The following is a 22,099-nucleotide window of genomic DNA, read 5'->3' as shown; positions in this document are numbered from 1 at the left end:
TTATTTATTTATTTATAAGATTACATTATTGGTTCTATTTATTTAGAAAGTTATCTAGGGACATGGCGTAAAATGATATATCTTAATGTGAAATAGAGTGAAACTATTGCTAATATATTTAATGTTAAAATATGTACAACTAATAATAATTTTTACTATTTAATAAAATAGGTTGATACTTGGAAAGTAATCCTAAGTATTAATGGTGAGGTGAAAAATAATGTATGTGTATTTTCTTTTTTTCATAGCTTGCTAAATTGCATTAAATCGAATAAATGGATAGAGATAACTATAAACAGCTAAAAAATAACATGTAAAGTCAAAATAAGATGATTGTTTTTTGACTTTAATTATTAATTGATTTGAGGCTATAAAAAATTATAATGAATAGGTTATAGCTCAACATCATTAAGGAACATCATGAAATATTTTCCTATTATATTAGTATTGTTTTTTTTAGCAGCAGTTTATATTATTTCGATAATTTAAAGGTCTAATAATGATTGGTTTTAGTCAGTAATATTCAAAATATGCACTATGATAGATAGAAATAAAATAGCCTCTAATTTATTAGAGGCTATTTTGTGATTACACAAAATAATTTTATTGACGGTAATTTTCTAAGAACCGCCCAAACTTATTGATCGCCATTTCAAGATCGTCAATATAAGGCAACGTCACGATACGGAAATGGTCAGGTTCTGGCCAGTTAAATGCTGTACCTTGAACAAGAAGAACTTTTTCTTGTAATAGTAGATCAAGGATCATTTTCTGGTCATCGTGAATATTAAAGCGTTTAACATCTATTTTTGGGAACATATACAGTGCACCTTGTGGTTTAACACAAGAAACGCCAGGAATTTGATTGATTAATTCCCATGCGCGATTGCGCTGCTCATATAAACGCCCACCAGGTTGAATAAACTCGCTAATACTTTGGTAACCACCAAGAGCAGTTTGAATCGCATGTTGCATCGGTACGTTGGCACATAGACGCATAGATGCAAGCATTTCTAGCCCTTCAATATAACCTTTCGCATGTTTTTTCGGACCATTGAGTACCATCCAGCCTTGGCGGAAGCCGGCAACACGGTAGGTTTTGGATAAACCATTAAAAGTGACAGTGAGCAAATCAGGCGCAAGTGCGGCAATAGAATGATGTTGTGCATCATCATATAAAATTTTGTCATATATTTCATCTGCATAGATGATTAAGTTGTGTTGGCGGGCGATTTCAACAATTTCTAATAGCAGTTCTTTGCTATATACCGCGCCTGTTGGGTTATTGGGGTTGATAACCACAATTCCACGGGTTCTAGGACTGATCTTTTTACGGATATCATCGATATCAGGCATCCATCCTTGTTGCTCATCACACATATAGTGAACAGCATTACCCCCAGAAAGCGAAACCGCAGCTGTCCACAGTGGGTAATCTGGCGCAGGCACTAACATTTCATCACCATCATTGAGCAAGGCTTGCATCGCTTGCACAATTAATTCAGAAACGCCATTACCAATATAGACATCTTCAACAGTCATATCGTGAATATTACGAGCTTGATAATGTTGAACGATGGCTTTACGTGCTGAATATAAGCCTTTTGAGTCACAGTAACCCTGTGAACTTGGTAGATTGCGTAATACGTCAACAAGGATCTCATCGGGTGCTTCAAAGCCAAATGGTGCCGGGTTACCAATATTCAGTTTGAGTACTTTATTGCCTTCTTCTTCTAAGCGTTTCGCTTCTTTCAAAACTGGCCCACGGATGTCATAACAGACATTATCGAGCTTATTGGATTTTGTTAAATTATTCATTGTTCTCTCATTACCCTAACGGGGTTACTTTGGTAGGGGGGCCGGCATTATCACTCTACTGTACTCTTCCCTCGGAAGCTTTTGAAGATGCAAGATAAATTTTGGTGGAAACGGTTGGTTTATACTAAAATGTAATATGTGGTATCTGAAAATATTCATTAATCAGGCTTTAACATCTTACTATATTAGTTATGGTGGAGTTAAATTTTAATAATTATTATTGTTTTAGAGTAAAAGTAGAAATAAAGAGACTAAAATGAATAGGATAAATAAAAATTGTATCAAAATGTAATATTGATCTTTAAATCATTAATTAAGAAATAAATTTTACGCATTATTAGTGATTTTTTATAATTTTTAGGCCTATTTTGTTAGTAATATTGATTGTTTGGCTATGTACTATTTAGACTGAATTGAAGTAATTTACTATAACTAAATGATATTTAAACCAATATAAATAATTCAAGATGATGTTTATAATGTGCTTACATTAAAATAATTGCATTTACATTAAATATGTTAGTATTTAGATATAGGCTTTCTTTTCTCATTTTATTCAGAGAAATGCCTTAAATATGGCAGTATATACCCAAAATAATTCCGATTTACTGGCAGATTACAATTAAAGATGTCTGGATGAACATACCTTAAGTGTGTGATTCTAAAGTTAAATATAATCATCTCTACCTGTAAAAATTAACTGCAAGTTGAAGGAATAGTATATTGAATTTTTTGATAGTGTATTGCTTTAATAAAGCAATTTAGTTTTGACTAGCCATAGTGTCTGCTTCTAGCTTATGTTTTTTATGAGCTTTAATCAGACAACCCAGGAAATGCAGATCTACGGATAAGAGATGCAAAATAAAGTAGTTGATACAAACTCGCTGATTCTCACGGAGGAGAGCAGAAACACCAGGCACCATAAAATTATATAAGAGAATTAACGATGATAAATTCCAATCGTCCAATAATGAATCTAGATCTCGACTTGCTACGTACTTTTATTGCAGTTGCTGATCTAAACACCTTTGCTGCTGCGGCAGCTGCAGTATGTAGAACACAATCGGCAGTGAGCCAACAAATGCAACGTTTAGAGCAGCTAGTCGGTCGCGAGTTATTTGCTCGTCATGGCCGTAATAAGTTGTTAACTGCGCATGGCTTACAATTGTTGGGGTATGCAAGGCAAATATTGCGTGCAAATGATGATGCAACTGCATCACTGGCATACAATGACGCGGATGGCGAATTAAGAATTGGTGCATCCGACGATACTGTTGATGTATTACTTCCATTTTTACTTAATCGTATTGCTTCGGTATATCCGCGTATTGCGGTTGAGGTGCGTATCAAGCGCGCTCAATTTATCGAGTCAATGCTAGATAATCACGAAATAGATTTAGCATTAACAACCGCAAGAATTAGCCATCATCCTAAAACTGCATTAAGAACTGTTCCGGTCTTATGGCACAGTGCGCCTGATTTCCAATTACGCCATAACGAGCCAATTCCATTAGTCGTTATGGATGAAACTAATCCTTATCGCAAATTGTGTACTGCGGCACTGGATGAAGCTAATCTACCTTGGCATATCGCTTATGAGGCAGCATCGCTACCCGCGGTTCGAGCCGCAGTAAATGCAGAAGTTGGTGTGACTGCTAGGCCGATGGAAATGCAAAATGCAGATCTTCGTATACTGAGTGAGTCTGATGGTCTACCACGTCTGCCAGATATTCAGTACTGGCTATATAAAAATGCGGATGAACAGAAAGACTTTGTATTAACGGTCTTCAATGCAATTGAAAACAAAAAAATCCCGTATATTGCTACCGCTGCGAGTGATACTACAGAGACTAATTCTATCGAAGGGTAATTTATTTGCCTTTAAGAATGAGTTAATACGTTAATCTGATGTCTCGTTTAGAGCTGAGTTTCTTATTATGGAACTCAGCTTTTTTATTTTTATCTTTCGATAAATGTATTTTTAAAACCATGAGAATTTACTTCATTTTATTATAGATAAAATTAATTGCATTTTAGAAAGATAAAGACGTTTCGTTCACTAAAACTGTTCAGGGACAAAATTAACAAATTTTAATTCTGCTAAAATAAATTAGCTGCTAGTGCACTTGTTAATAATGGGCATTAATCTGTTCAGATTACGAGTTAGTTCAAAATTATGAATATTTTTTGTTATATCGGTTAGAAATAAATCAATTAACCACTTAATAAGTATGGTTAAATGTTCAAGACCATGAAATAATTGTGACTTAGATGGCATAACGTGAATTTCATAATTTGGTTAATGGATTGTTACTTTGTTAACAATCTATTTTTGAACGGTATAAAAAATAGCACAGTGTTGTCAGTTAGTTACTTAGTACAAAGGAAAAAAAAGCGTTATCAATACTTAATGTAAATTTGAATGTAATGTAAACAGCATGAGTATTTTTTAAATAAAACTGTGCGCTAGATCAAATAAAAAGAGCAATTTTTCATCCGTTAAGACAGGTTTTTCCTGAGATAATAGTGTAGTAAAAACGAATAATCAGTTAAACTAGTTTGCGTGTTTACCTGTGTATCATTACACTGACACGTTTTAGCAAGACATGAGTATTTATTGTTTGCTTTATGTTTTCGAACTGTAAATTATTTGTGAAAAATACGGGTTATTTTGCCTCATTTGAGCAAAATAAATTGTAATGAGAGAGGACAAACCAAACACAGTCTTCAGGCTGATTTTTAGTTTGGTGATAACTTTTGGTCTTTCTTCTCGATTAACTGGGCAATTGTGGTGCAATACTGCCGTGTTGTTAAAAAAGAGCAGGGTCCGCACCATAAGTAATGAGTAAGCAACGAGTATGTCTACATCAATCCTAGCGTTAGCCCATAACTGGGCGTTTGCGATATTCCTTATCGGCACTATCGGTCTTTGTGCTTTTATGTTGGTCGCTGGTCATTTTTTGGGCAGCCGCGCCAAAGCCAGAACAAAACACGTTCCCTATGAATCAGGTATTGATTCTGTCGGCAGTGCCCGTCTTCGTATGTCAGCCAAATTTTATTTGGTGGCTATGTTCTTCGTTGTCTTCGATGTTGAGGCCATGTTTTTATTTGCATGGGCCACTGCCATCCGTGAAACGGGTTGGGTAGGCTTCATCGAGGCCGCTATCTTTATTTTGGTATTGTTGGCGGGACTATTTTATTTAGCTCGCGTAGGAGCATTGGATTGGACTCCAGTCCGCTCACGTCGCGCAGTTAAAGGTCCTAGTGAAGTTATTAAAATCAGCAATCGTCATCCGCAGTAAGAAGCGAGGCATTATACAATGGATTATACGCTCACCCGCATAGATCCGAACGGTGAGAACGACCGTTACCCACTGCAAACTCAGGAAATCGTAAGCGATCCACTGGAGCAGCAAGTTGAAAACAGCGTGTATATGGGGAAACTTTCTCATGCACTTCACGATGTTGTTAACTGGGGACGTAAAAACTCTCTATGGCCATATAACTTTGGTCTCTCATGTTGCTATGTAGAAATGGTAACTTCGTTCACGGCTGTTCATGACGTTGCCCGCTTTGGTGCAGAAGTACTTCGTGCTTCACCTCGTCAAGCCGATTTCATGGTCGTCGCAGGAACCTGTTTCACTAAAATGGCGCCTGTTATTCAACGTCTTTATGACCAGATGCTAGAGCCTAAATGGGTTATCTCCATGGGTTCATGTGCCAACTCTGGTGGTATGTATGACATTTATTCTGTCGTACAAGGCGTTGACAAATTTATCCCTGTGGATGTTTACATCCCTGGCTGCCCGCCACGCCCTGAAGCCTATATGCAGGCTTTACTTCTTTTACAAGAATCAATTGGCAAAGAGCGTCGTCCGCTCTCTTGGGTCGTCGGAGATCAGGGTGTTTATCGTGCCAACATGCAGTCAGAAAGAGAAAGAAAGCACGGTGAACGTATCGCAGTGACAAACCTGCGTACACCAGACCAAATTTAAGGCTTAAAGCCATACAGCGTAACAGAGCAATGTTGTTGCGAAATAATAAACCTGATCAAGCGTTATGGTGAAGAATGATGACAGGTCAGATAGCGCAAGCAAGTAGTACCCAGCCAGAATGGCAGACACAGGATCATTTAAATGACCCTGTGCTTTTGGAATTGCGCAACCAATTTGGGCCAGATGCCTTTTCTGTTCAAGCTACCCGTACTGGCATGCCAGTTATCTGGGTAAGACGCGAACAGTTACTGGAAGTTGTAGATTTTCTTAAAAAACTACCAAAACCTTATGTGATGTTGTTTGACTTGCATGGGGTAGATGAACGTCAAAGAATTCATCGTCAAGGTCTGCCTGAGGCAGACTTTAGTGTTTTCTATCACATCATATCCATTGATCGTAATCGCGATATCATGTTGAAAGTTGCGCTTAATGAGAATGACTTAAACGTGCCATCAGTGGTTTCTTTGTTCCCGAACGCAAGTTGGTATGAGCGTGAAGTGTGGGATATGTTCGGCATTACCTTCCAAGGTCATCCGAATTTACGCCGCCTGCTGATGTCACCTAGCTGGGAAGGTCACCCGCTGCGCAAAGATTACCCTGCGCGTGCAACCGAGTTCGACCCCTTTGTTCTGACTAAGCAAAAACAAGACTTAGAAATGGAAGCGCTAACTTTCAAACCAGAAGAATGGGATATGTCTCGTGGAAATGAAAACGAAGATTTCATGTTCCTGAACTTGGGCCCTAACCATCCATCGTCTCACGGTGCGTTCCGTATCGTTTTACAACTTGATGGTGAAGAGATTGTGAACTGCGTCCCTGACATCGGCTACCACCACCGTGGTGCTGAAAAAATGGGTGAGCGTCAGTCATGGCATAGCTACATTCCTTACACTGACCGTATCGAATACCTCGGCGGTTGTGTTAACGAAATGCCTTATATCTTAGCGGTTGAAAAACTTGCAGGTATCGAAGTACCGGATCGTGTGAAAACCATCCGTGTGATGATGTCTGAATTGTTCCGTATTAATAGTCACTTGTTGTATATCAGTACTTATATTCAAGACGTTGGTGCAATGACACCTGTGTTCTTTGCGTTTACTGATAGACAAAAAGTGTACAACGTTGTCGAAGCCATTACGGGTTTCCGTATGCATCCAGCTTGGTTCCGGATTGGTGGTGTCGCTCATGACCTACCTCAAGGTTGGGATAAGCTGCTACGCGAACTATTAGATTGGTTACCGAAGCGTTTAGAATCTTATGTGACTTCTGCACTGAAAAACTCCATCCTAAAAGGCCGTTCTATTGGTGTGGCATCTTATACCAAAGAAGAAGCACTGGCATGGGGTGTTACTGGTGCGGGTTTACGTGCAACAGGTGTTGATTTTGATGTGCGTAAATGGCGTCCATATTCAGGCTACGAAAACTTTGAATTTGATATTCCTATTGCCCATAACGGCGATTGTTATGACCGTGTGATGATCAAAGTGGAAGAGATGCGTCAAAGTATCCGTATTCTTGAGCAATGCTTGAAGAATATGCCAGAAGGTCCTTTCAAAGCGGATCACCCATTGACGACTCCGCCACCAAAAGAGCGCACATTGCAGCACATTGAAACCCTGATCAATCACTTCTTACAAGTGTCTTGGGGTCCAGTGATGCCTGCGAATGAGTCATTCCAGATGGTTGAAGCCACGAAAGGTATCAACAGCTACTACCTGACGAGTGATGGCAGCACGATGAGCTACCGTACCCGTATTCGTACCCCGAGTTATGCGCATTTGCAGCAAATTCCGGCGGTGATTAAAGGTAGTTTGGTTTCAGACTTGATTGTCTATCTGGGTAGTATCGATTTTGTAATGTCGGATGTGGATCGCTAACCATGCATAATGAACATAACGAAAATGATAAGCACGTTGCACAAGATGGTGTAAATTTATTTGAACCTCAAGCACATCACGGCTTTGTCTTAACAGAGAAAGAACGTGAAGAGATTGAAGGTGAAAAACACCATTATGAAGATGCACGAGCAGCATCAATTGAAGCACTAAAAATTGTACAAAAAAATCGCGGCTGGGTCGAAGACGGGGCTATTCATGCAATAGCGGATGTTCTGGGTATTCCAGCAAGTGATATTGAAGGTGTGGCGACATTCTATAGCCAAATCTTCCGCCAACCAGTTGGACGTCACATTATTCGCTATTGCGACAGTGTGGTTTGTCATATTACTGGTTATCAGGGCTTAGAAGCTGAAATTATCAAACAGCTAAATATTCGCCCAGGTCAAACAACAGATGACGGTCGCTTCACATTGCTACCGACTTGTTGCTTGGGTAATTGTGATAAAGGTCCAACTATGATGATAGATGACGACACGCACAGTTACGTCCAGCCTGAAAATATTGAAAAGCTACTGGAGCAGTATCCATGACAAACTCCTCCGTTAAACCAGTGATCCGTACTGAGCAGACACATCCGCTGACATGGCGTTTGCGTGATGACAGCCAACCTGTGTGGTTGGATGAGTATCGCAGTACTAACGGATACAAAGGCGTTGAACGTGCCCTTAAAGGCATGGCTCCCGAGGAAGTGACTAATCTTGTTAAAGATGCAGGATTAAAAGGTCGCGGTGGTGCGGGATTCTCAACAGGCTTGAAGTGGAGCCTGATGCCAAAAGATGAAAACATGAAACTGCGTTACTTTTTATGTAATGCGGATGAAATGGAGCCGGGGACTTATAAAGACCGCCTTCTAATGGAGCAACTGCCACATTTATTAGTGGAAGGAATGATTATCGGGGCTTATGCATTAAAAGCTTACCGTGGTTATATCTTTTTACGTGGTGAATATGTTGAAGCGGCACAAAATTTACGTCGCGCCATTGAAGAAGCGAAAGCGGCAGGTCTGCTGGGTAAAAATATTCTAGGTTCTGGTTTTGATTTCGAATTATTTGTGCACACAGGCGCAGGGCGTTATATCTGCGGTGAAGAAACCGCACTGATTAACTCCCTAGAAGGACGTCGTGCAAATCCACGTTCAAAACCACCATTCCCTGCGACATCAGGTGCTTGGGGCAAACCAACTTGTGTTAATAACGTTGAAACCATTTGTAATGTGCCTGCAATTTTAGAGCATGGCGACAAATGGTATATCGACCTTAGCGCAGGTAAGAGTAAAGATGCCGGCACTAAACTGATGGGCTTCTCTGGCCGTGTTAAAAACCCAGGCCTTTGGGAGCTACCATTTGGGACGACTGCGCGTGAAGTTTTAGAAGATTACGCAGGTGGTATGCGTGATGGTCTGAAATTTAAAGCATGGCAGCCCGGTGGGGCAGGTACTGACTTTTTGACTAGCGATCACCTTGATTTACCAATGGATTTCGAAAATATCGCTAAAGCTGGTAGCCGTTTAGGTACTGCGCTCGCAATGGCGGTCGATCACGAAATCAATATGGTTTCACTCGTGCGTAATTTAGAAACATTCTTTGCACGTGAATCTTGTGGTTGGTGTACGCCGTGTCGTGATGGTTTGCCATGGAGTGTGAAAATTTTACAAGCGCTAGAAAAAGGCGAAGGTCAGCCGGGGGATATTGAAACCCTAGAGCAGCTATGCCGTTTCTTAGGTCCAGGTAAAACTTTCTGTGCTCATGCACCGGGTGCGGTAGAACCGTTACAAAGTGCCATCAAATATTTCCGTGAAGAATTCGAAGCGGGTATCTCGCAAAAGAACTTGCGCAATCTTGTGCAAATTGCCGGTATCCAGCCTAACCTGCTCAAGCAGCGTTGGTAATATTTAACGATTGAGCAACCGTTAGATTGATTTTTCACCAAGAACGTATTTTTGATTAACGCCTGCTCTTGAGCGGGCCTTTGGGAAGCATGCTGACTATGGCTACAATATATGTAGACGGCAAAGAATATAATGTAAACGGGTCTGAAAACCTGCTACATGCCTGCCTTTCTCTGGGGCTAGATATTCCTTATTTTTGCTGGCATCCGGCGCTGGGAAGCGTTGGCGCTTGCCGCCAGTGTGCGGTTAAGCAATATCAGAACGCGGATGATACTCGCGGTCGTTTAGTAATGTCTTGTATGACACCGGCAACGGAAGGTACTTACATCTCTATTGATGATGAAGAAGCCAAACAGTTCCGTGAAAGTGTTGTTGAATGGCTGATGACTAACCATCCACACGACTGTCCAGTCTGTGAGGAAGGCGGTAATTGTCATTTACAAGATATGACGGTAATGACCGGTCATACCATGCGTAAATACCGTTTCACTAAACGTACTCACGTTAATCAGGATTTAGGGCCGTTCATCAGTCATGAGATGAACCGCTGTATCGCCTGTTATCGTTGTGTTCGTTACTATAAAGATTATGCAGACGGTACTGATTTGGGCGTTTATGGCGCACATAACTATGTTTACTTTGGTCGTACGGAAGACGGAACACTGGAAAGCGAATTTTCAGGGAACTTAGTCGAAGTTTGCCCAACAGGCGTATTTACCGATAAAACACACTCCGAGCGTTATAACCGTAAATGGGATATGCAATTTGCACCAGGTATCTGCCAACAGTGCAGTATCGGTTGTAATACCAGCCCAGGTGAACGTTATGGTGAATTGCGTCGTATCGAGAACCGTTATAATGGCTCAGTAAACCATTATTTCCTCTGTGACCGCGGTCGCTTTGGTTATGGTTACGTCAATCGTAAAGACAGACCACGTCAACCCGTGTTAAATAAAGACGGTGTTAAACAGGTTATTTCTGCGATTGAAGCGATGCAAAGTGGTGCTCAGATTATCAATCAAGCGAAAAAAGTGATTGGTATTGGTTCGCCGCGAGCAAGTATTGAAAGCAACTATGCATTACGTGCATTAGTGGGTGCAGAAAACTTCTATTCAGGTATTTCTACCGCTGAACAACGTCGCTTAGAATTGATGCAAAACATTCTGCAAAATGGCGGTATTTATACCCCGACTTTGCGTGAAGTTGAAGGCTATGATGCAGTACTGGTACTGGGTGAAGATTTAACTCAGACTGGCGCGCGCATGGCATTATCTGTTCGCCAAGCGGTTAAAGGCAAAGCACGTGAAATGGCAGCTGCACAGAAAGTGGCAGACTGGCAAATTGCGGCAATCCAAAACATTGGTCAACACGCTAAATATCCACTGTTTATCACTAACGTGGATGATACACGCTTAGATGATGTCGCAGCTTATAATTACCGTGCGCCAGTCGCTGATCAGGCTCGCTTAGGTTTTGCAATTGCAAATATGATTAATGGTGATGCGCCAGCAGTGGATAGCTTACCTGCCTTTCTGAAAGCAAAAGTAGAAACCATCGCACAAGCCCTTATGGGTGCGAAAAAACCATTGATTATCAGTGGTAGCCATAGCGGCAGTGACGCGATGATCCAAGCGGCAGCTAACGTTGCATTTGCATTAAAAGGCAAAGGCGCGGCAGTGGGGCTTTCTTATTTAGCTTCTCACGCCAATAGCTTTGGTTTAGCAATGATGAACGCACAGCCACTTGATAGCGCGTTTGCACGTATCGAAGCGAATGAAGCTGATGTTGCCATTGTGATGGAAAATGATCTTTACCGTCATAGTGATGTTGATACAGTGAATAGCGCTATCGCTAAGTTGAAACAGCTGATTGTTGCTGATCATCAACAAACTGCCATCATGGATAAAGCGACACTCATTCTGCCAGCGGCAAGTTTTGCTGAAGCGGATGGTACGCTGATTAACCAAGAAGGCCGTGCACAACGTTTCTTCCAAGTTTTCGACCCTTCTTATTACGACAAAGCGATTGTGATGAACGAAAGCTGGCGTTGGTTGCATTCACTGCAAACCGAAGCGCAAGAGCGTGATGCAGACTGGTCTCAACTTGATCATGTGATTGCTGACTGTGTTGCTGCAATGCCACAATTTGCAGGCATTAAAGATACCGCACCGAAAGCCTCTTTCCGTATTCGTGGTCAGAAATTGGCGCGTGAACCTCATCGTTACAGTGGCCGTACATCTATGTTGGCTAATCAATCTGTTCATGAGCCTCGCCAACCACAAGATATTGACTCACCATTTGCTTTCTCAATGGAAGGAAATAACAGTCCAACAGCTCCTCGCCAGCAAATTCCATTTGCATGGGCGCCGGGTTGGAACTCACCACAAGCTTGGAATAAATTCCAAAGTGAAGTGGGGGGACACTTATTATTTGGTGACCCAGGTGTTCGTCTGTTTAATTCTACAGAAAGCAAATTGGCTTACTTCACTGATATTCCTGCCGCTTATCAAGCAACGGATGCACAGTGGGTTGTCGCACCTTATTATCACCTGTTCGGTAGTGATGAAATGTCACAACGTTCAGATGTTATCCAAGTGCGTATGCCAGAGCCTTATATCATGCTGAACACTCAAGATGCTGCGACTTTAGGTCTGCCAGCAGGTTCTAAAGCTGAATTTAGTCATGCAGGTCAAGCATTTAACTTGACAGTATGCATCAGCAAGAACTTGTCATCAGGTCAAATTGGTTTACCGTTAGGTATGCCAGGTATTGCACCAGTCATGGCGGGCGTGTCAGTCAATAATCTGAGGAGGGGAGCATGATGGATTGGATTTCTCCTGAAGTGATGGAAGTGATTATTTCCATCCTTAAATCTGTCGTCATTTTATTGGTTGTTGTGACTTGTGGTGCCTACATGAGTTTGGGGGAGCGCCGTATTTTAGGTCTGTTCCAAAACCGTTATGGTCCTAACCGCGTTGGTCCATTTGGCATGGGGCAATTAATTGCCGACATGTTCAAAATGCTATTTAAAGAAGACTGGGTGCCTAATTTTGCGGACAAGAAAATCTTTACGCTCGCACCTGTTATTGCATTTTGTTCATTGTTCCTTGCATTCGCTATCGTGCCGGTCAGTCCGACTTGGCACGTTGCAGACCTCAACATTGGGATTTTATTCTTCCTGATGATGGCCGGTCTTGCGGTGTATGCAGTACTGTTTGCCGGTTGGTCTAGTAACAACAAATATTCATTACTCGGCGCGATGCGTGCATCAGCACAAACCGTCAGCTACGAAGTGTTCTTGGGATTGTCATTAATGGGCGTGGTTGCACAAGCCGGCTCATTTAACTTGATTGACATTGTTAATTCCCAAGAAGGTATGTGGAACATTATTCCTCAATTCTTTGGTTTTGTGACTTTTGCGATAGCGGGCGTTGCGGTGTGTCACCGTCACCCATTTGACCAACCTGAAGCAGAACAAGAAATTGCAGATGGTTACCACGTCGAATATTCGGGCATGAAGTTCGGTTTGTTCTTCGTCGGTGAGTATATTGGTATCGTAACAGTGTCAGCACTAATTGTGACCCTGTTCTTTGGTGGTTGGCATGGTCCATTCCTGCCGGCATTCCTGTGGTTTGCGATTAAAACAGGTTTCTTCATGATGATGTTTATCTTGATCCGTGCCTCTTTACCGCGTCCACGTTATGACCAAGTAATGTCCTTTGGCTGGAAAATTTGTCTGCCATTGACACTGCTTAACCTGCTGGGTACCGCAGCAGTGATTTTATACAACGCTCAGTAAGGGGTGATTGAACCATGACATTGAAAGATTTATTGGTCGGTTTCGCCACCCAAGTACGTAGTATTTGGATGGTAGGCCTACATGCGTTCGATAAACGCGAAACGCTGATGTACCCAGAAGAGCCGGTTTATCTACCACCCCGTTACCGTGGGCGTATCGTGTTAACACGTGACCCTGATGGTGAGGAGCGTTGTGTTGCTTGTAACTTATGTGCTGTTGCTTGTCCTGTAGGTTGCATCTCCCTACAAAAAGCAGAGCACGAAGACGGGCGCTGGTATCCTGAGTTTTTCCGCGTTAACTTTTCGCGCTGCATTTTCTGCGGTCTGTGTGAAGAGGCTTGCCCAACTACGGCAATCCAGCTGACGCCAGACTTTGAAATGGCCGATTGGCGACGTCAGGATCTTGTTTACGAGAAAGGTGACCTGTTAATTTCTGGGCCGGGTAAATATCCTGATTATAACTTTTACCGTAAATCGGGTATGGCGATTAAAGGTAAAGACAAAGGTGAGGCTGATAATGAAGCTAAACCTATTAACGTCAAAGACCTGTTGCCATAAGGAGCGATATTCATGGAATTTACATTTTATATCGCCGGACTCGTTGCCATTTTAGCAACGTTGAGGGTGATAACTAATACCAATCCGGTGCATGCATTACTGTACTTGGTTGTTTCTCTGCTGGCGCTGTCCATGGTTTTCTTTTCACTAGGTGCTTATTTTGCCGGTGCATTGGAAATAATCGTGTACGCAGGTGCCATCATGGTGCTGTTTGTTTTCGTGGTAATGATGTTAAACCTCGGCCGTTCAGTTCAAGAACAGGAACGTGCTTGGTTAACACCTAAAACATGGATTGGTCCTGCGGTGTTATCTGCCGTGTTATTGGGGCTTTTAGTCTATGGTATCAGCACGCTTTCTTATCAAGAAGGTATTGTCGGTACAGTTATCGGGGCGAAAGAAGTGGGTATCAGTCTATTTGGTCCATATGTATTGGCCGTTGAACTGGCATCATTGCTATTACTAGCAGGTCTAGTCGTAGCATTCCACGTCGGTCGAGACCGTCACGAAAATAGCGGTGACCTTGTTAGCAACCGTAATGCGGAGGAGCAATAATGATACCTCTTCAACATGGTCTGATTTTAGCGGCAATTTTATTTGTAATGGGGCTTAGCTGTCTTGTTATCCGCCGTAACTTGCTTTTTATGCTTATCGGACTGGAAATCATGATTAACTCAGCTGCACTGGCGTTTGTCGTGGCAGGGAGTTTCTGGGGGCAGCCAGATGGACAGATAATGTATATCTTGTCCATTGCATTGGCTGCAGCGGAGGCGAGTATTGGACTGGCGTTGTTACTGCAACTCCATCGTCATCGTCAGAACCTGAATGTTGATAAAGTCAGTGAGATGCGCGGATGAACCTACTCTATTTAACAATTTTGCTGCCACTGCTGGGGTCTGTGCTACTCGCATTTTCCCGTGGTCGCTGGTCAGAAAATATTTCTGCCATTATTGGTGCAGGATCGGTTGGCCTTGCCGCTGTCGTTGCATTTTATGCAGGCAGTGAATTTTTAGTGAAAGATGCCGTAACGAGTGGTTATGTTTACCCTCAATACCTGTGGACTTGGATGTCTGTTGGCGATTTTAATATCCCATTCAGTTTATCGCTTGATGGTTTATCTCTTACTATGCTAGGTGTAGTGACGGGTGTGGGCTTCCTTATTCACGTATACGCTTCTTGGTATATGCGTGGCGAGGAAGGTTACTCACGTTTCTTTGCTTACACTAACCTGTTTATCGCAAGTATGGTGGTTTTAGTACTGGCTGATAACATGATGCTGATGTATCTCGGTTGGGAAGGGGTAGGGCTGTGTAGTTATCTGTTGATTGGTTTTTATTACACTAATCCAGATAACGGCAAAGCAGCGATGAAAGCCTTCTTTGTTACACGTATTGGTGATGTGTTCTTAGCTATCGGTATGTTTATTCTGTGGAATGAACTCGGTACATTGAATTTCAGCGAAATGGCGGTGCGCGCACCTCAACTATTTGCTGAAGGGTCACCAGCTATCACATGGGCAACCTTAATGATCTTAGGTGGTGCGGTTGGTAAATCTGCACAGCTACCACTACAGACATGGTTGGCCGATGCGATGGCAGGTCCAACACCAGTTTCGGCTCTGATCCACGCCGCAACCATGGTAACTGCGGGTGTTTATTTAATTGCTCGTACTCATGGACTGTTCCTATTAGCACCTGAAGTTCTGCATCTTGTCGGTATCGTGGGTGCGGTGACCTTGATTTTTGCAGGTTGCGCAGCACTTGTGCAAACAGACATCAAACGTGTGCTTGCTTATTCAACCATGAGCCAAATTGGTTATATGTTCTTGGCACTGGGTGTACAAGCATGGGATGCAGCTATTTTCCACCTAATGACTCACGCATTCTTTAAAGCGTTATTATTCTTGTCAGCAGGTTCTGTGATTTTAGCGTGTCACCACGAACAAAATATTTTCAAAATGGGTGGATTGCGCAAGCAAATACCATTTGTCTACGCTGTAATGTTAATTGGTGGTAGTGCATTGGCTGCGTTGCCATTGTTTACCTCTGGTTTCTACAGTAAAGACGCTATTTTGTGGGGTGCACAACTTGATGGACAAACTGTGTTGCTATGGGCGGGTATCATCGGTGCATTAATGACCGCAATTTATACCTTCCGTATGATTTTCATCGTCTTCCACGGTGAAGCGAAAATCAAAGCGCACAAAGTCAAAGGCATCACTCATACATTGCCTCTGGGCATATTGGCTATCCTTGCAACGTTTGTTGGTGCTTTAATTCACCAGCCATTGGAAGGGGTTTTCCCAGCTAAACCATTAGGATCTCATGACGGTAAAGTATTACTGGAAGTTATCTCTGGTGGATTTGCTATCGCAGGTCTTTTGATTGCGACATTCCTCTACTTATTCAGACGTTCAATCGCCAATGCTATCGCTAAAAGTGCACCGGGCCGTTTCCTATCAACATGGTGGTACCATGCATGGGGCTTCGACTGGCTGTATGACGTCGTTTTTGTGAAACCTTTCAAAGGTATCGCATGGCTACTAGAAAGCGATCCTATTAACTCACTGATGAACTTGCCTGCTCACCTGTCACGTTGGGCGAATAAAGGGCTTGCTGTGAGTGAAAACGGTCAGGTCCGTTGGTATGTTGCCTCATTGGGGCTGGGTGCAGTGCTGATTCTTGCTCTGCTGCTTTTGGTTTAATTAAGGGACACATTGCGCCATGCTATTACCCTGGCTAATACTTATTCCCTTCATCGGTGGCCTGCTGAGCTGGCAGGCTGACCGGTTCAGTCACCGCGCTCCACGTTGGATTGCGCTTGGGACGATGGGAATTACATTAATACTTTCTGTGCAACTTTGGCTGCAAGGAAACTTTTCGCTGGTCAATCCACAAGGTATTCCACAGTGGCAAGATGTTTATCTTGAACCGTGGATCCCTTCGCTTGGTATTAACTTCCATTTAGCGATTGATGGTTTATCTCTGTTGATGGTTGTCCTTACTGCAATCATGGGTGCTTTTTCAATCCTCAGTTCATGGAGTGAAAATCAAGCAAACCAAGGTGCGTATCACTTTAACCTGTTGTGGATTATCGCAGGTGTGATGGGGATATTTACTGCTGTCGACCTTTTCCTATTCTTCTTCTTTTGGGAAATGATGTTGATACCGATGTATTTCCTGATTGCAAATTGGGGACACAAAGGTTCAGAAAATAGACAACACATCAAAGCTGCAACGAAGTTCTTTATTTATACGCAGGCAAGTGGCTTGATTATGTTAGTGTCCATCATTGGATTGGCACTGGCACATGTTGCATCCACAGATATTCTAACATTCAACTATAACGAACTGCTGGGTACTCAAATGTCTAGCACCGTGAGCTTCATGTTGATGCTAGGCTTCTTTATTGCTTTCGCGGTTAAAATGCCATTGGTACCATTCCATGGTTGGATGGCGGATACGCAAGAACAATCGCCAACAGCAGGTTCGGTGGATATTTCCGGTATCATGTTGAAAACAGCGGCTTATGGCTTGCTGCGTTTCACATTACCATTATTTCCAGAAGCGTCTATCCAGTTTACCCCAATTGCAATGAGTCTGGGTGTTATCAGTATCTTCTACGGTGCATGGTTAGCATTCAAACAGACTGATATTAAGCGTCTAGCGGCTTACAGTAGCTTATCGCATATGGGCTTTGTCACAGTAGCTATCTATGCAGGTTCGACCTTAGCGTATCAAGGTGCGGTAGTGCAGATGATCACTAACGGCCTTTCAGGCGCGGCATTGATTATTATCAGTGGTCAGCTATTTGAACGTACCCAAACGCGTGATATGCGCATGATGGGCGGTTTATGGAAACGCATTAAATGGTTACCGGGTATGTCCTTGTTCTTTGCTGCCGCGACTTTAGGTATGCCAGGTACAGGTAACTTTATCGGCGAGTTCATGATCCTGTTCGGTAGCTTTAGCCAATTTACACTTGTTACCTGCATTATGGTTTTCGGTGTGGTATTTGCGTCTATTTATTCATTATGGATGATGCAGCAAACTTACTACGGTACGCCAAAATCCGAAAAAGAAATGAAAGGGCTAACTGCACGCGAGTTTGGTGTGCTGCTAGCGCTGGCGGCTTTACTGGTTATCATTGGGTTCTATCCGCAACCAATTCTCGATACGTCAATTGGTTCGATGGAAACGCTGCATAACTTGTATTGGGCTTCACTTACAACATTAGGGCTGTAATTCGCCATGACAATAACACCTCTAGAATTGATCGCGATACTACCGCTGATGATCGTCGGATTGACGGCGGTGGTTGTGATGCTGTCCATTGCGTGGCGACGCGATCACTTAACCAGTGCTGGATTGACAGCATTTGGTTTCGCAGTCGCTTTATTATCGCTTATATGGATAAACGGTTATACATTAAATAGTGGCACCATTTCTTTGCTTCCTAAAGAAGTGACTTCGCTGATCTTAGTTGATGGATTTGCCTTGTTCTACAGTGCATTAGTCCTGATTGCTGGGATTGGGACCTGTATTTATGCATACCATTGGTTAGAAGGCTTTGGGGACAACAAGGAAGAATTTTATCTGTTACTGGCTATTGCGGTATCAGGTGGTGTTCTACTTTCAATGTCTAATCACATGGCGTCAATGTTTATTGGTATTGAGCTTATCTCATTACCTTTATTCGGCTTAGTGGCTTATACCTTTGAGCGTAGTAAAACGTTAGAAGCCGGTATTAAGTACATGTTGTTATCTGCTGCGGCGTCTTCTTTCCTACTCTTTGGTATTGCGCTGCTCTATGCAGAATCAGGTAGTTTAAGTTTTGTTGCTGTAGGACGAAGCTTAATGGATAGCCAAATTCATGCCCCGCTGATCTTGATTGGTATGGGGATGCTAATTGTTGGATTTGGTTTTAAACTGTCACTGTTTCCATTCCAGTTATGGACGCCGGATGTGTATCAAGGTGCTCCAGCACCGGTATCTGCATTCTTAGCGACAGGCAGTAAAATTGGTATTTTTGCTGTGTTGATGCGCTTGTTCTTGGAAGCGCCAGTTGCCCACAGTGAGACACTCGCAACAGTGATTACCATCATTGCTATTGCGTCTATCTTGTTTGGTAACTTACTGGCGATTACACAAAAAAGCGCAAAACGCCTATTGGGTTACTCATCGATAGCACACATGGGGTATTTACTGGTTGCATTAGTTTCATTGCGTAATGAACCTGATGTTGCTCAAATCACAGTGGCAATATATTTAGCGGGTTATTTGTTCGCGAGCCTCGGTGCATTTGGTGTTATCAGTATTATCTCTAGTCCTTATCGTGGTGATGATCAAGACGACTTCAGTGCATTCCGTGGATTGTTCTGGCACAAACCAGTATTAGCTATTGTAATGACTGTGATGATGTTATCCCTTGCAGGAATTCCAATTACATTAGGCTTTATTGGTAAGTTCTATGTCATCGTCTCTGCTGTATACGCTGATTTGTGGTGGTTGACGGGTGCGGTGGTTGTAGGTAGTGCTATTGGTTTATATTATTACCTACGCTTTATGGCGAGTCTTTATAGCCGTGATGCGGAACATGCTGAGCGTTATACTGGGCCTGAAAAAGCAACACTGGGTACGGTATTCGCCGCTATCTGCGCAGTTTTAGTCATTGTATTCGGTGTTTGGCCACAGCCATTAATTGATATTGCGACAACTGCATTGGCTGCTATTCACTAGCCCTTAGGTTTAACATATCATTAAATTGATAAAGGCCGGTTACTTCATTACAATGAGTAACCGGCCTTTTTTTAATCGGGTAGTTGGCGCTGATATTGATATTCAATATCATCTAAATAAGTGATTAATATTTTAGCTTCGATGTTGATTTGTGCTAGATCTGGGGTTTGTTCTGCAATATTCTGATTAATAAAATGACACCATGATCCCCAGTAATTTTTAAGTAATTCAATTTGCGTGATAATAATATATTTCTGCGTATCAATAACTGTAATTTCATTAGAAATATCAATTAGTTGTGTCATGTTGACCACTAGGTTGTCGATATTGTTTTCCTCTTTTCGTAAATCAATAAGTTGCTGATTGAGATAAAGCCTAACATCGACGAGTTTCTTAAACTCTAATCCGCCATCAACCATAGTTAATAATTTTTTAACATAAATAATAGCGGCTTTTAATATATCTTTTTTGTTTGGTGGAATGCTAATTAAGTCAATGATATCATCGCCAATGAAATACTTTTCAAAAAAGTCTAATAAATTACCATTTAAGATTATTTCTTCTGCTGCTATAACAATTGAAAGGTGATTGTTGATTTCACTTATTTTCCATAAAGTATTCTCTCTCGCTTTAATTAGCATTTCTTTTTTATTAGTATATTGTTTACGTTTTGTTCTATTAGGTTCATCGAGTTGATACACTAATAATCCATCTGATAAAATATTTAGTTTTGAAATTATGCGTTCTAATTCACTTTTTAAATCAATTAAGTCATCAATAAAATTGGTAGTTAAAATATCTGTATTTTTTTCTATTATACTATCTAAGTCATTAATGAGAATGTAATTTGATTTTATTTTCAATATTGGAATAGAGCTTCTTATAAACTCATTAAGCTGTTCTATTTTAACTGATATTTTTTTTATTCGATTATGAATAATAAGATCATAACTGATGATGTTTTTATTAAATGCATTTATATTATTTGAAATGCATCTTAAATTATATATGTCTATAGAGGGTGATATAGGCAAAACAAAATTATTTTTCATATTAATACCTTTTGCTTAATTAAATTTCATTTTCTAATGACTCATCAAAGACAGAAATTAAATGAACGGAATAATCCTTAATAGCAGCCCAAGAAGAAATTATACGTTTGAACTGAACAACAAAGCGTATTAATTTATCAGCATCATTTATTTTTTTAAATACATCTATGGATTGATTTATCTCTGTCAGAATGGCTAACCACATATAATCTAAATGATCAACTGCGAGCCGAGCATCTTTAAAAAAACCTTCAATTTTCTGTAAACTAATTTGAATTTCAAATATTGTTTTTTTAATGAGTTGATCTTGATTCATCTTTTTATTCATTTCTTGAATTTCTTGTAATGCTGCATTTTTAAGCTTACGTATTTTTTCTGCTTCAATACCAAAGATACTACCTGTGATAATAAGACCAATGATTCCACCCGCTAAACCAGTAAAGCAAAGTTTTACGAAGTGGTCATATTCGAGTTCAAGCTGGTGTACCTCCTGCTTTTTATGCATTATTTCCTCTTTTAAAAAATCCTCAGAGTTATCATTATTAGCAGAATCTAATTGCTGATAAATTCCTTTAACATTGAACATTAATGATTCAACATGTTGAAAGTCAGATAAATAGCCTCCAATTATATGGACCCGAAAATCTGAAACGGTATTTTTAGTTTTGATGGTTTTTATTGATTGTTGTTTTATATCATTTTTAATATACTCTAAGATGCAAACAAGTTCTGTTGCTATCTGTTGGTCATCACTTTGATATTTTATGTCAGCCAACTGTTCTTGGCTTAATTCATCTAAGCTGCTAGTTGTTTGTTTAATTATTGGCATATGATTAATATATTCAATAACTTGCTTTCCAGTTTGAGTTATATTTCGACTAGTTAATGCCAAATCTATAGATTGTTGTTTGACTTGCTGTTCAACATTATCCCAATTATTTGCATGTTCACGAATATTAAGAATAATATCCGTTAATTCAGTGGCAGGAATAGGTAATTTAGTTGATTCATCAATATTAAACCATTTCAGGATATCATCATTTTTTGTCGGAAATGCGAGTGAAGATTGAACATAATTTTTTATATTAAGTAAATCATCTAATGTAAATATACCTGGGGGGCGCACAGATAAAGGATCTTGGTTTGCTAATAAAGCAAGAGTTGCATCGGCTATATCTTCTTTTTCAATGATTCTATCGTAATTAACTTGATTGTTCATTATTCATTTCCATTTAATTAGGTTAGTAGTATTGAGTTTTATTTTTAGCGTAAATTCTCATTTTAATTTAATGTTGGAAGTAGGTATTTGGTAAATTACGCTAAAACTATCAGTGATACTGATATTAAAAAATGAAAA

17 protein-coding genes are annotated in these 22,099 nt (G+C 41.0%); 14 read left to right on the top strand and 3 right to left on the bottom strand.

Annotation, left to right across the window (positions count from 1 at the left end; all coding sequences use genetic code 11):
* Positions 1 to 603 precede the first annotated feature (603 nt).
* Positions 604 to 1,818, bottom strand: coding sequence for a pyridoxal phosphate-dependent aminotransferase (locus ACTH6U_RS12050; protein WP_294108003.1), 1,215 nt, complete (start codon positions 1,816 to 1,818; stop codon positions 604 to 606).
* A 946-nt stretch (positions 1,819 to 2,764) separates the two neighbouring features.
* Between ACTH6U_RS12050 and ACTH6U_RS12045 the strand changes: the two genes are divergently transcribed.
* The 14 genes from ACTH6U_RS12045 (at position 2,765) to nuoN (ending at position 19,690) form a co-directional block, all read left to right on the top strand.
* Complete coding sequence (locus tag ACTH6U_RS12045) at positions 2,765 to 3,688, top strand: LysR family transcriptional regulator (protein WP_294108005.1); 924 nt, start codon at positions 2,765 to 2,767, stop codon at positions 3,686 to 3,688.
* 988 nt (positions 3,689 to 4,676) lie between these two features.
* Complete coding sequence (locus ACTH6U_RS12040) at positions 4,677 to 5,120, top strand: NADH-quinone oxidoreductase subunit A (protein WP_294108007.1); 444 nt, start codon at positions 4,677 to 4,679, stop codon at positions 5,118 to 5,120.
* A gap of 18 nt (positions 5,121 to 5,138) precedes the next feature.
* Entirely contained in the window at positions 5,139 to 5,813 is a 675-nt protein-coding gene (locus tag ACTH6U_RS12035; protein WP_294108009.1) for a NuoB/complex I 20 kDa subunit family protein, read from the top strand.
* Between the two features lie 74 nt (positions 5,814 to 5,887).
* Positions 5,888 to 7,690 carry an NADH-quinone oxidoreductase subunit C/D gene (gene nuoC, locus ACTH6U_RS12030; protein ID WP_294108011.1) on the top strand — a complete coding sequence of 601 codons (1,803 nt, stop codon included), beginning with the start codon at positions 5,888 to 5,890 and terminating at the stop codon, positions 7,688 to 7,690.
* Positions 7,691 to 7,692: 2 nt separating this feature from the next.
* Positions 7,693 to 8,241, top strand: coding sequence for an NADH-quinone oxidoreductase subunit NuoE (gene nuoE / locus ACTH6U_RS12025; protein ID WP_336430863.1), 549 nt, complete (start codon positions 7,693 to 7,695; stop codon positions 8,239 to 8,241).
* Positions 8,238 to 9,599 carry an NADH-quinone oxidoreductase subunit NuoF gene (gene nuoF, locus ACTH6U_RS12020; protein ID WP_294108013.1) on the top strand — a complete coding sequence of 454 codons (1,362 nt, stop codon included), beginning with the start codon at positions 8,238 to 8,240 and terminating at the stop codon, positions 9,597 to 9,599. Before nuoE ends, nuoF begins: the two co-directional genes overlap by 4 nt.
* Positions 9,600 to 9,688: 89 nt before the next feature.
* A complete protein-coding gene (gene nuoG / locus ACTH6U_RS12015; protein ID WP_336430864.1) occupies positions 9,689 to 12,421 on the top strand; it encodes an NADH-quinone oxidoreductase subunit NuoG in 2,733 nt (910 codons plus the stop codon).
* Entirely contained in the window at positions 12,421 to 13,398 is a 978-nt protein-coding gene (nuoH, locus tag ACTH6U_RS12010) for an NADH-quinone oxidoreductase subunit NuoH (RefSeq protein ID WP_336430873.1), read from the top strand. Before nuoG ends, nuoH begins: the two co-directional genes overlap by 1 nt.
* 14 nt (positions 13,399 to 13,412) lie before the next feature.
* On the top strand, positions 13,413 to 13,955 hold the full coding sequence (gene nuoI / locus ACTH6U_RS12005) for an NADH-quinone oxidoreductase subunit NuoI (protein WP_294108017.1): 543 nt from the start codon (positions 13,413 to 13,415) through the stop codon (positions 13,953 to 13,955).
* A 12-nt stretch (positions 13,956 to 13,967) separates the two neighbouring features.
* Entirely contained in the window at positions 13,968 to 14,507 is a 540-nt protein-coding gene (gene nuoJ, locus ACTH6U_RS12000) for an NADH-quinone oxidoreductase subunit J (RefSeq protein WP_294108019.1), read from the top strand.
* A complete protein-coding gene (gene nuoK, locus ACTH6U_RS11995; RefSeq protein WP_336430865.1) occupies positions 14,507 to 14,809 on the top strand; it encodes an NADH-quinone oxidoreductase subunit NuoK in 303 nt (100 codons plus the stop codon). Before nuoJ ends, nuoK begins: the two co-directional genes overlap by 1 nt.
* A complete protein-coding gene (gene nuoL, locus ACTH6U_RS11990; protein WP_441829299.1) occupies positions 14,806 to 16,656 on the top strand; it encodes an NADH-quinone oxidoreductase subunit L in 1,851 nt (616 codons plus the stop codon). The genes nuoK and nuoL overlap by 4 nt, the downstream gene beginning before the upstream one ends.
* Positions 16,657 to 16,675: 19 nt before the next feature.
* Positions 16,676 to 18,196 (top strand): NADH-quinone oxidoreductase subunit M, encoded by a 1,521-nt coding sequence (nuoM, locus tag ACTH6U_RS11985; protein ID WP_294108025.1) that lies wholly within the window; start codon positions 16,676 to 16,678, stop codon positions 18,194 to 18,196.
* 6 nt (positions 18,197 to 18,202) lie between these two features.
* Positions 18,203 to 19,690, top strand: coding sequence for an NADH-quinone oxidoreductase subunit NuoN (gene nuoN / locus ACTH6U_RS11980; RefSeq protein WP_441832271.1), 1,488 nt, complete (start codon positions 18,203 to 18,205; stop codon positions 19,688 to 19,690).
* A 71-nt stretch (positions 19,691 to 19,761) separates the two neighbouring features.
* Here nuoN and ACTH6U_RS11975 read toward each other — a convergent pair whose 3' ends face one another.
* Positions 19,762 to 20,742 (bottom strand): alpha-xenorhabdolysin family binary toxin subunit B, encoded by a 981-nt coding sequence (locus tag ACTH6U_RS11975; protein WP_441832270.1) that lies wholly within the window; start codon positions 20,740 to 20,742, stop codon positions 19,762 to 19,764.
* A 19-nt stretch (positions 20,743 to 20,761) separates the two neighbouring features.
* Complete coding sequence (locus ACTH6U_RS11970; RefSeq protein WP_294108031.1) at positions 20,762 to 21,961, bottom strand: alpha-xenorhabdolysin family binary toxin subunit A; 1,200 nt, start codon at positions 21,959 to 21,961, stop codon at positions 20,762 to 20,764.
* Positions 21,962 to 22,099 lie beyond the last annotated feature (138 nt).

This window comes from Providencia sp., assembly GCF_052096715.1.
GTDB lineage: Bacteria > Pseudomonadota > Gammaproteobacteria > Enterobacterales > Enterobacteriaceae > Providencia.
The sequence above is the reverse complement of the archived record's forward strand: the minus strand, read 5'-3'. Positions and strand labels throughout refer to the sequence as shown.

Excerpts from the sequence above, each read along its gene's own strand:
- ACTH6U_RS12050 (WP_294108003.1), bottom strand. The coding sequence starts at position 1,818 with ATGAATAATTTAACAAAATCCAATAAGCTCGATAATGTCTGTTATGAC.
- ACTH6U_RS12045 (WP_294108005.1), top strand. The coding sequence starts at position 2,765 with ATGATAAATTCCAATCGTCCAATAATGAATCTAGATCTCGACTTGCTA.
- ACTH6U_RS12040 (WP_294108007.1), top strand. The coding sequence starts at position 4,677 with ATGTCTACATCAATCCTAGCGTTAGCCCATAACTGGGCGTTTGCGATA.
- ACTH6U_RS12035 (WP_294108009.1), top strand. The coding sequence starts at position 5,139 with ATGGATTATACGCTCACCCGCATAGATCCGAACGGTGAGAACGACCGT.
- nuoC (WP_294108011.1), top strand. The coding sequence starts at position 5,888 with ATGATGACAGGTCAGATAGCGCAAGCAAGTAGTACCCAGCCAGAATGG.
- nuoE (WP_336430863.1), top strand. The coding sequence starts at position 7,693 with ATGCATAATGAACATAACGAAAATGATAAGCACGTTGCACAAGATGGT.
- nuoF (WP_294108013.1), top strand. The coding sequence starts at position 8,238 with ATGACAAACTCCTCCGTTAAACCAGTGATCCGTACTGAGCAGACACAT.
- nuoG (WP_336430864.1), top strand. The coding sequence starts at position 9,689 with ATGCTGACTATGGCTACAATATATGTAGACGGCAAAGAATATAATGTA.
- nuoH (WP_336430873.1), top strand. The coding sequence starts at position 12,421 with ATGGATTGGATTTCTCCTGAAGTGATGGAAGTGATTATTTCCATCCTT.
- nuoI (WP_294108017.1), top strand. The coding sequence starts at position 13,413 with ATGACATTGAAAGATTTATTGGTCGGTTTCGCCACCCAAGTACGTAGT.
- nuoJ (WP_294108019.1), top strand. The coding sequence starts at position 13,968 with ATGGAATTTACATTTTATATCGCCGGACTCGTTGCCATTTTAGCAACG.
- nuoK (WP_336430865.1), top strand. The coding sequence starts at position 14,507 with ATGATACCTCTTCAACATGGTCTGATTTTAGCGGCAATTTTATTTGTA.
- nuoL (WP_441829299.1), top strand. The coding sequence starts at position 14,806 with ATGAACCTACTCTATTTAACAATTTTGCTGCCACTGCTGGGGTCTGTG.
- nuoM (WP_294108025.1), top strand. The coding sequence starts at position 16,676 with ATGCTATTACCCTGGCTAATACTTATTCCCTTCATCGGTGGCCTGCTG.
- nuoN (WP_441832271.1), top strand. The coding sequence starts at position 18,203 with ATGACAATAACACCTCTAGAATTGATCGCGATACTACCGCTGATGATC.
- ACTH6U_RS11975 (WP_441832270.1), bottom strand. The coding sequence starts at position 20,742 with ATGAAAAATAATTTTGTTTTGCCTATATCACCCTCTATAGACATATAT.
- ACTH6U_RS11970 (WP_294108031.1), bottom strand. The coding sequence starts at position 21,961 with ATGAACAATCAAGTTAATTACGATAGAATCATTGAAAAAGAAGATATA.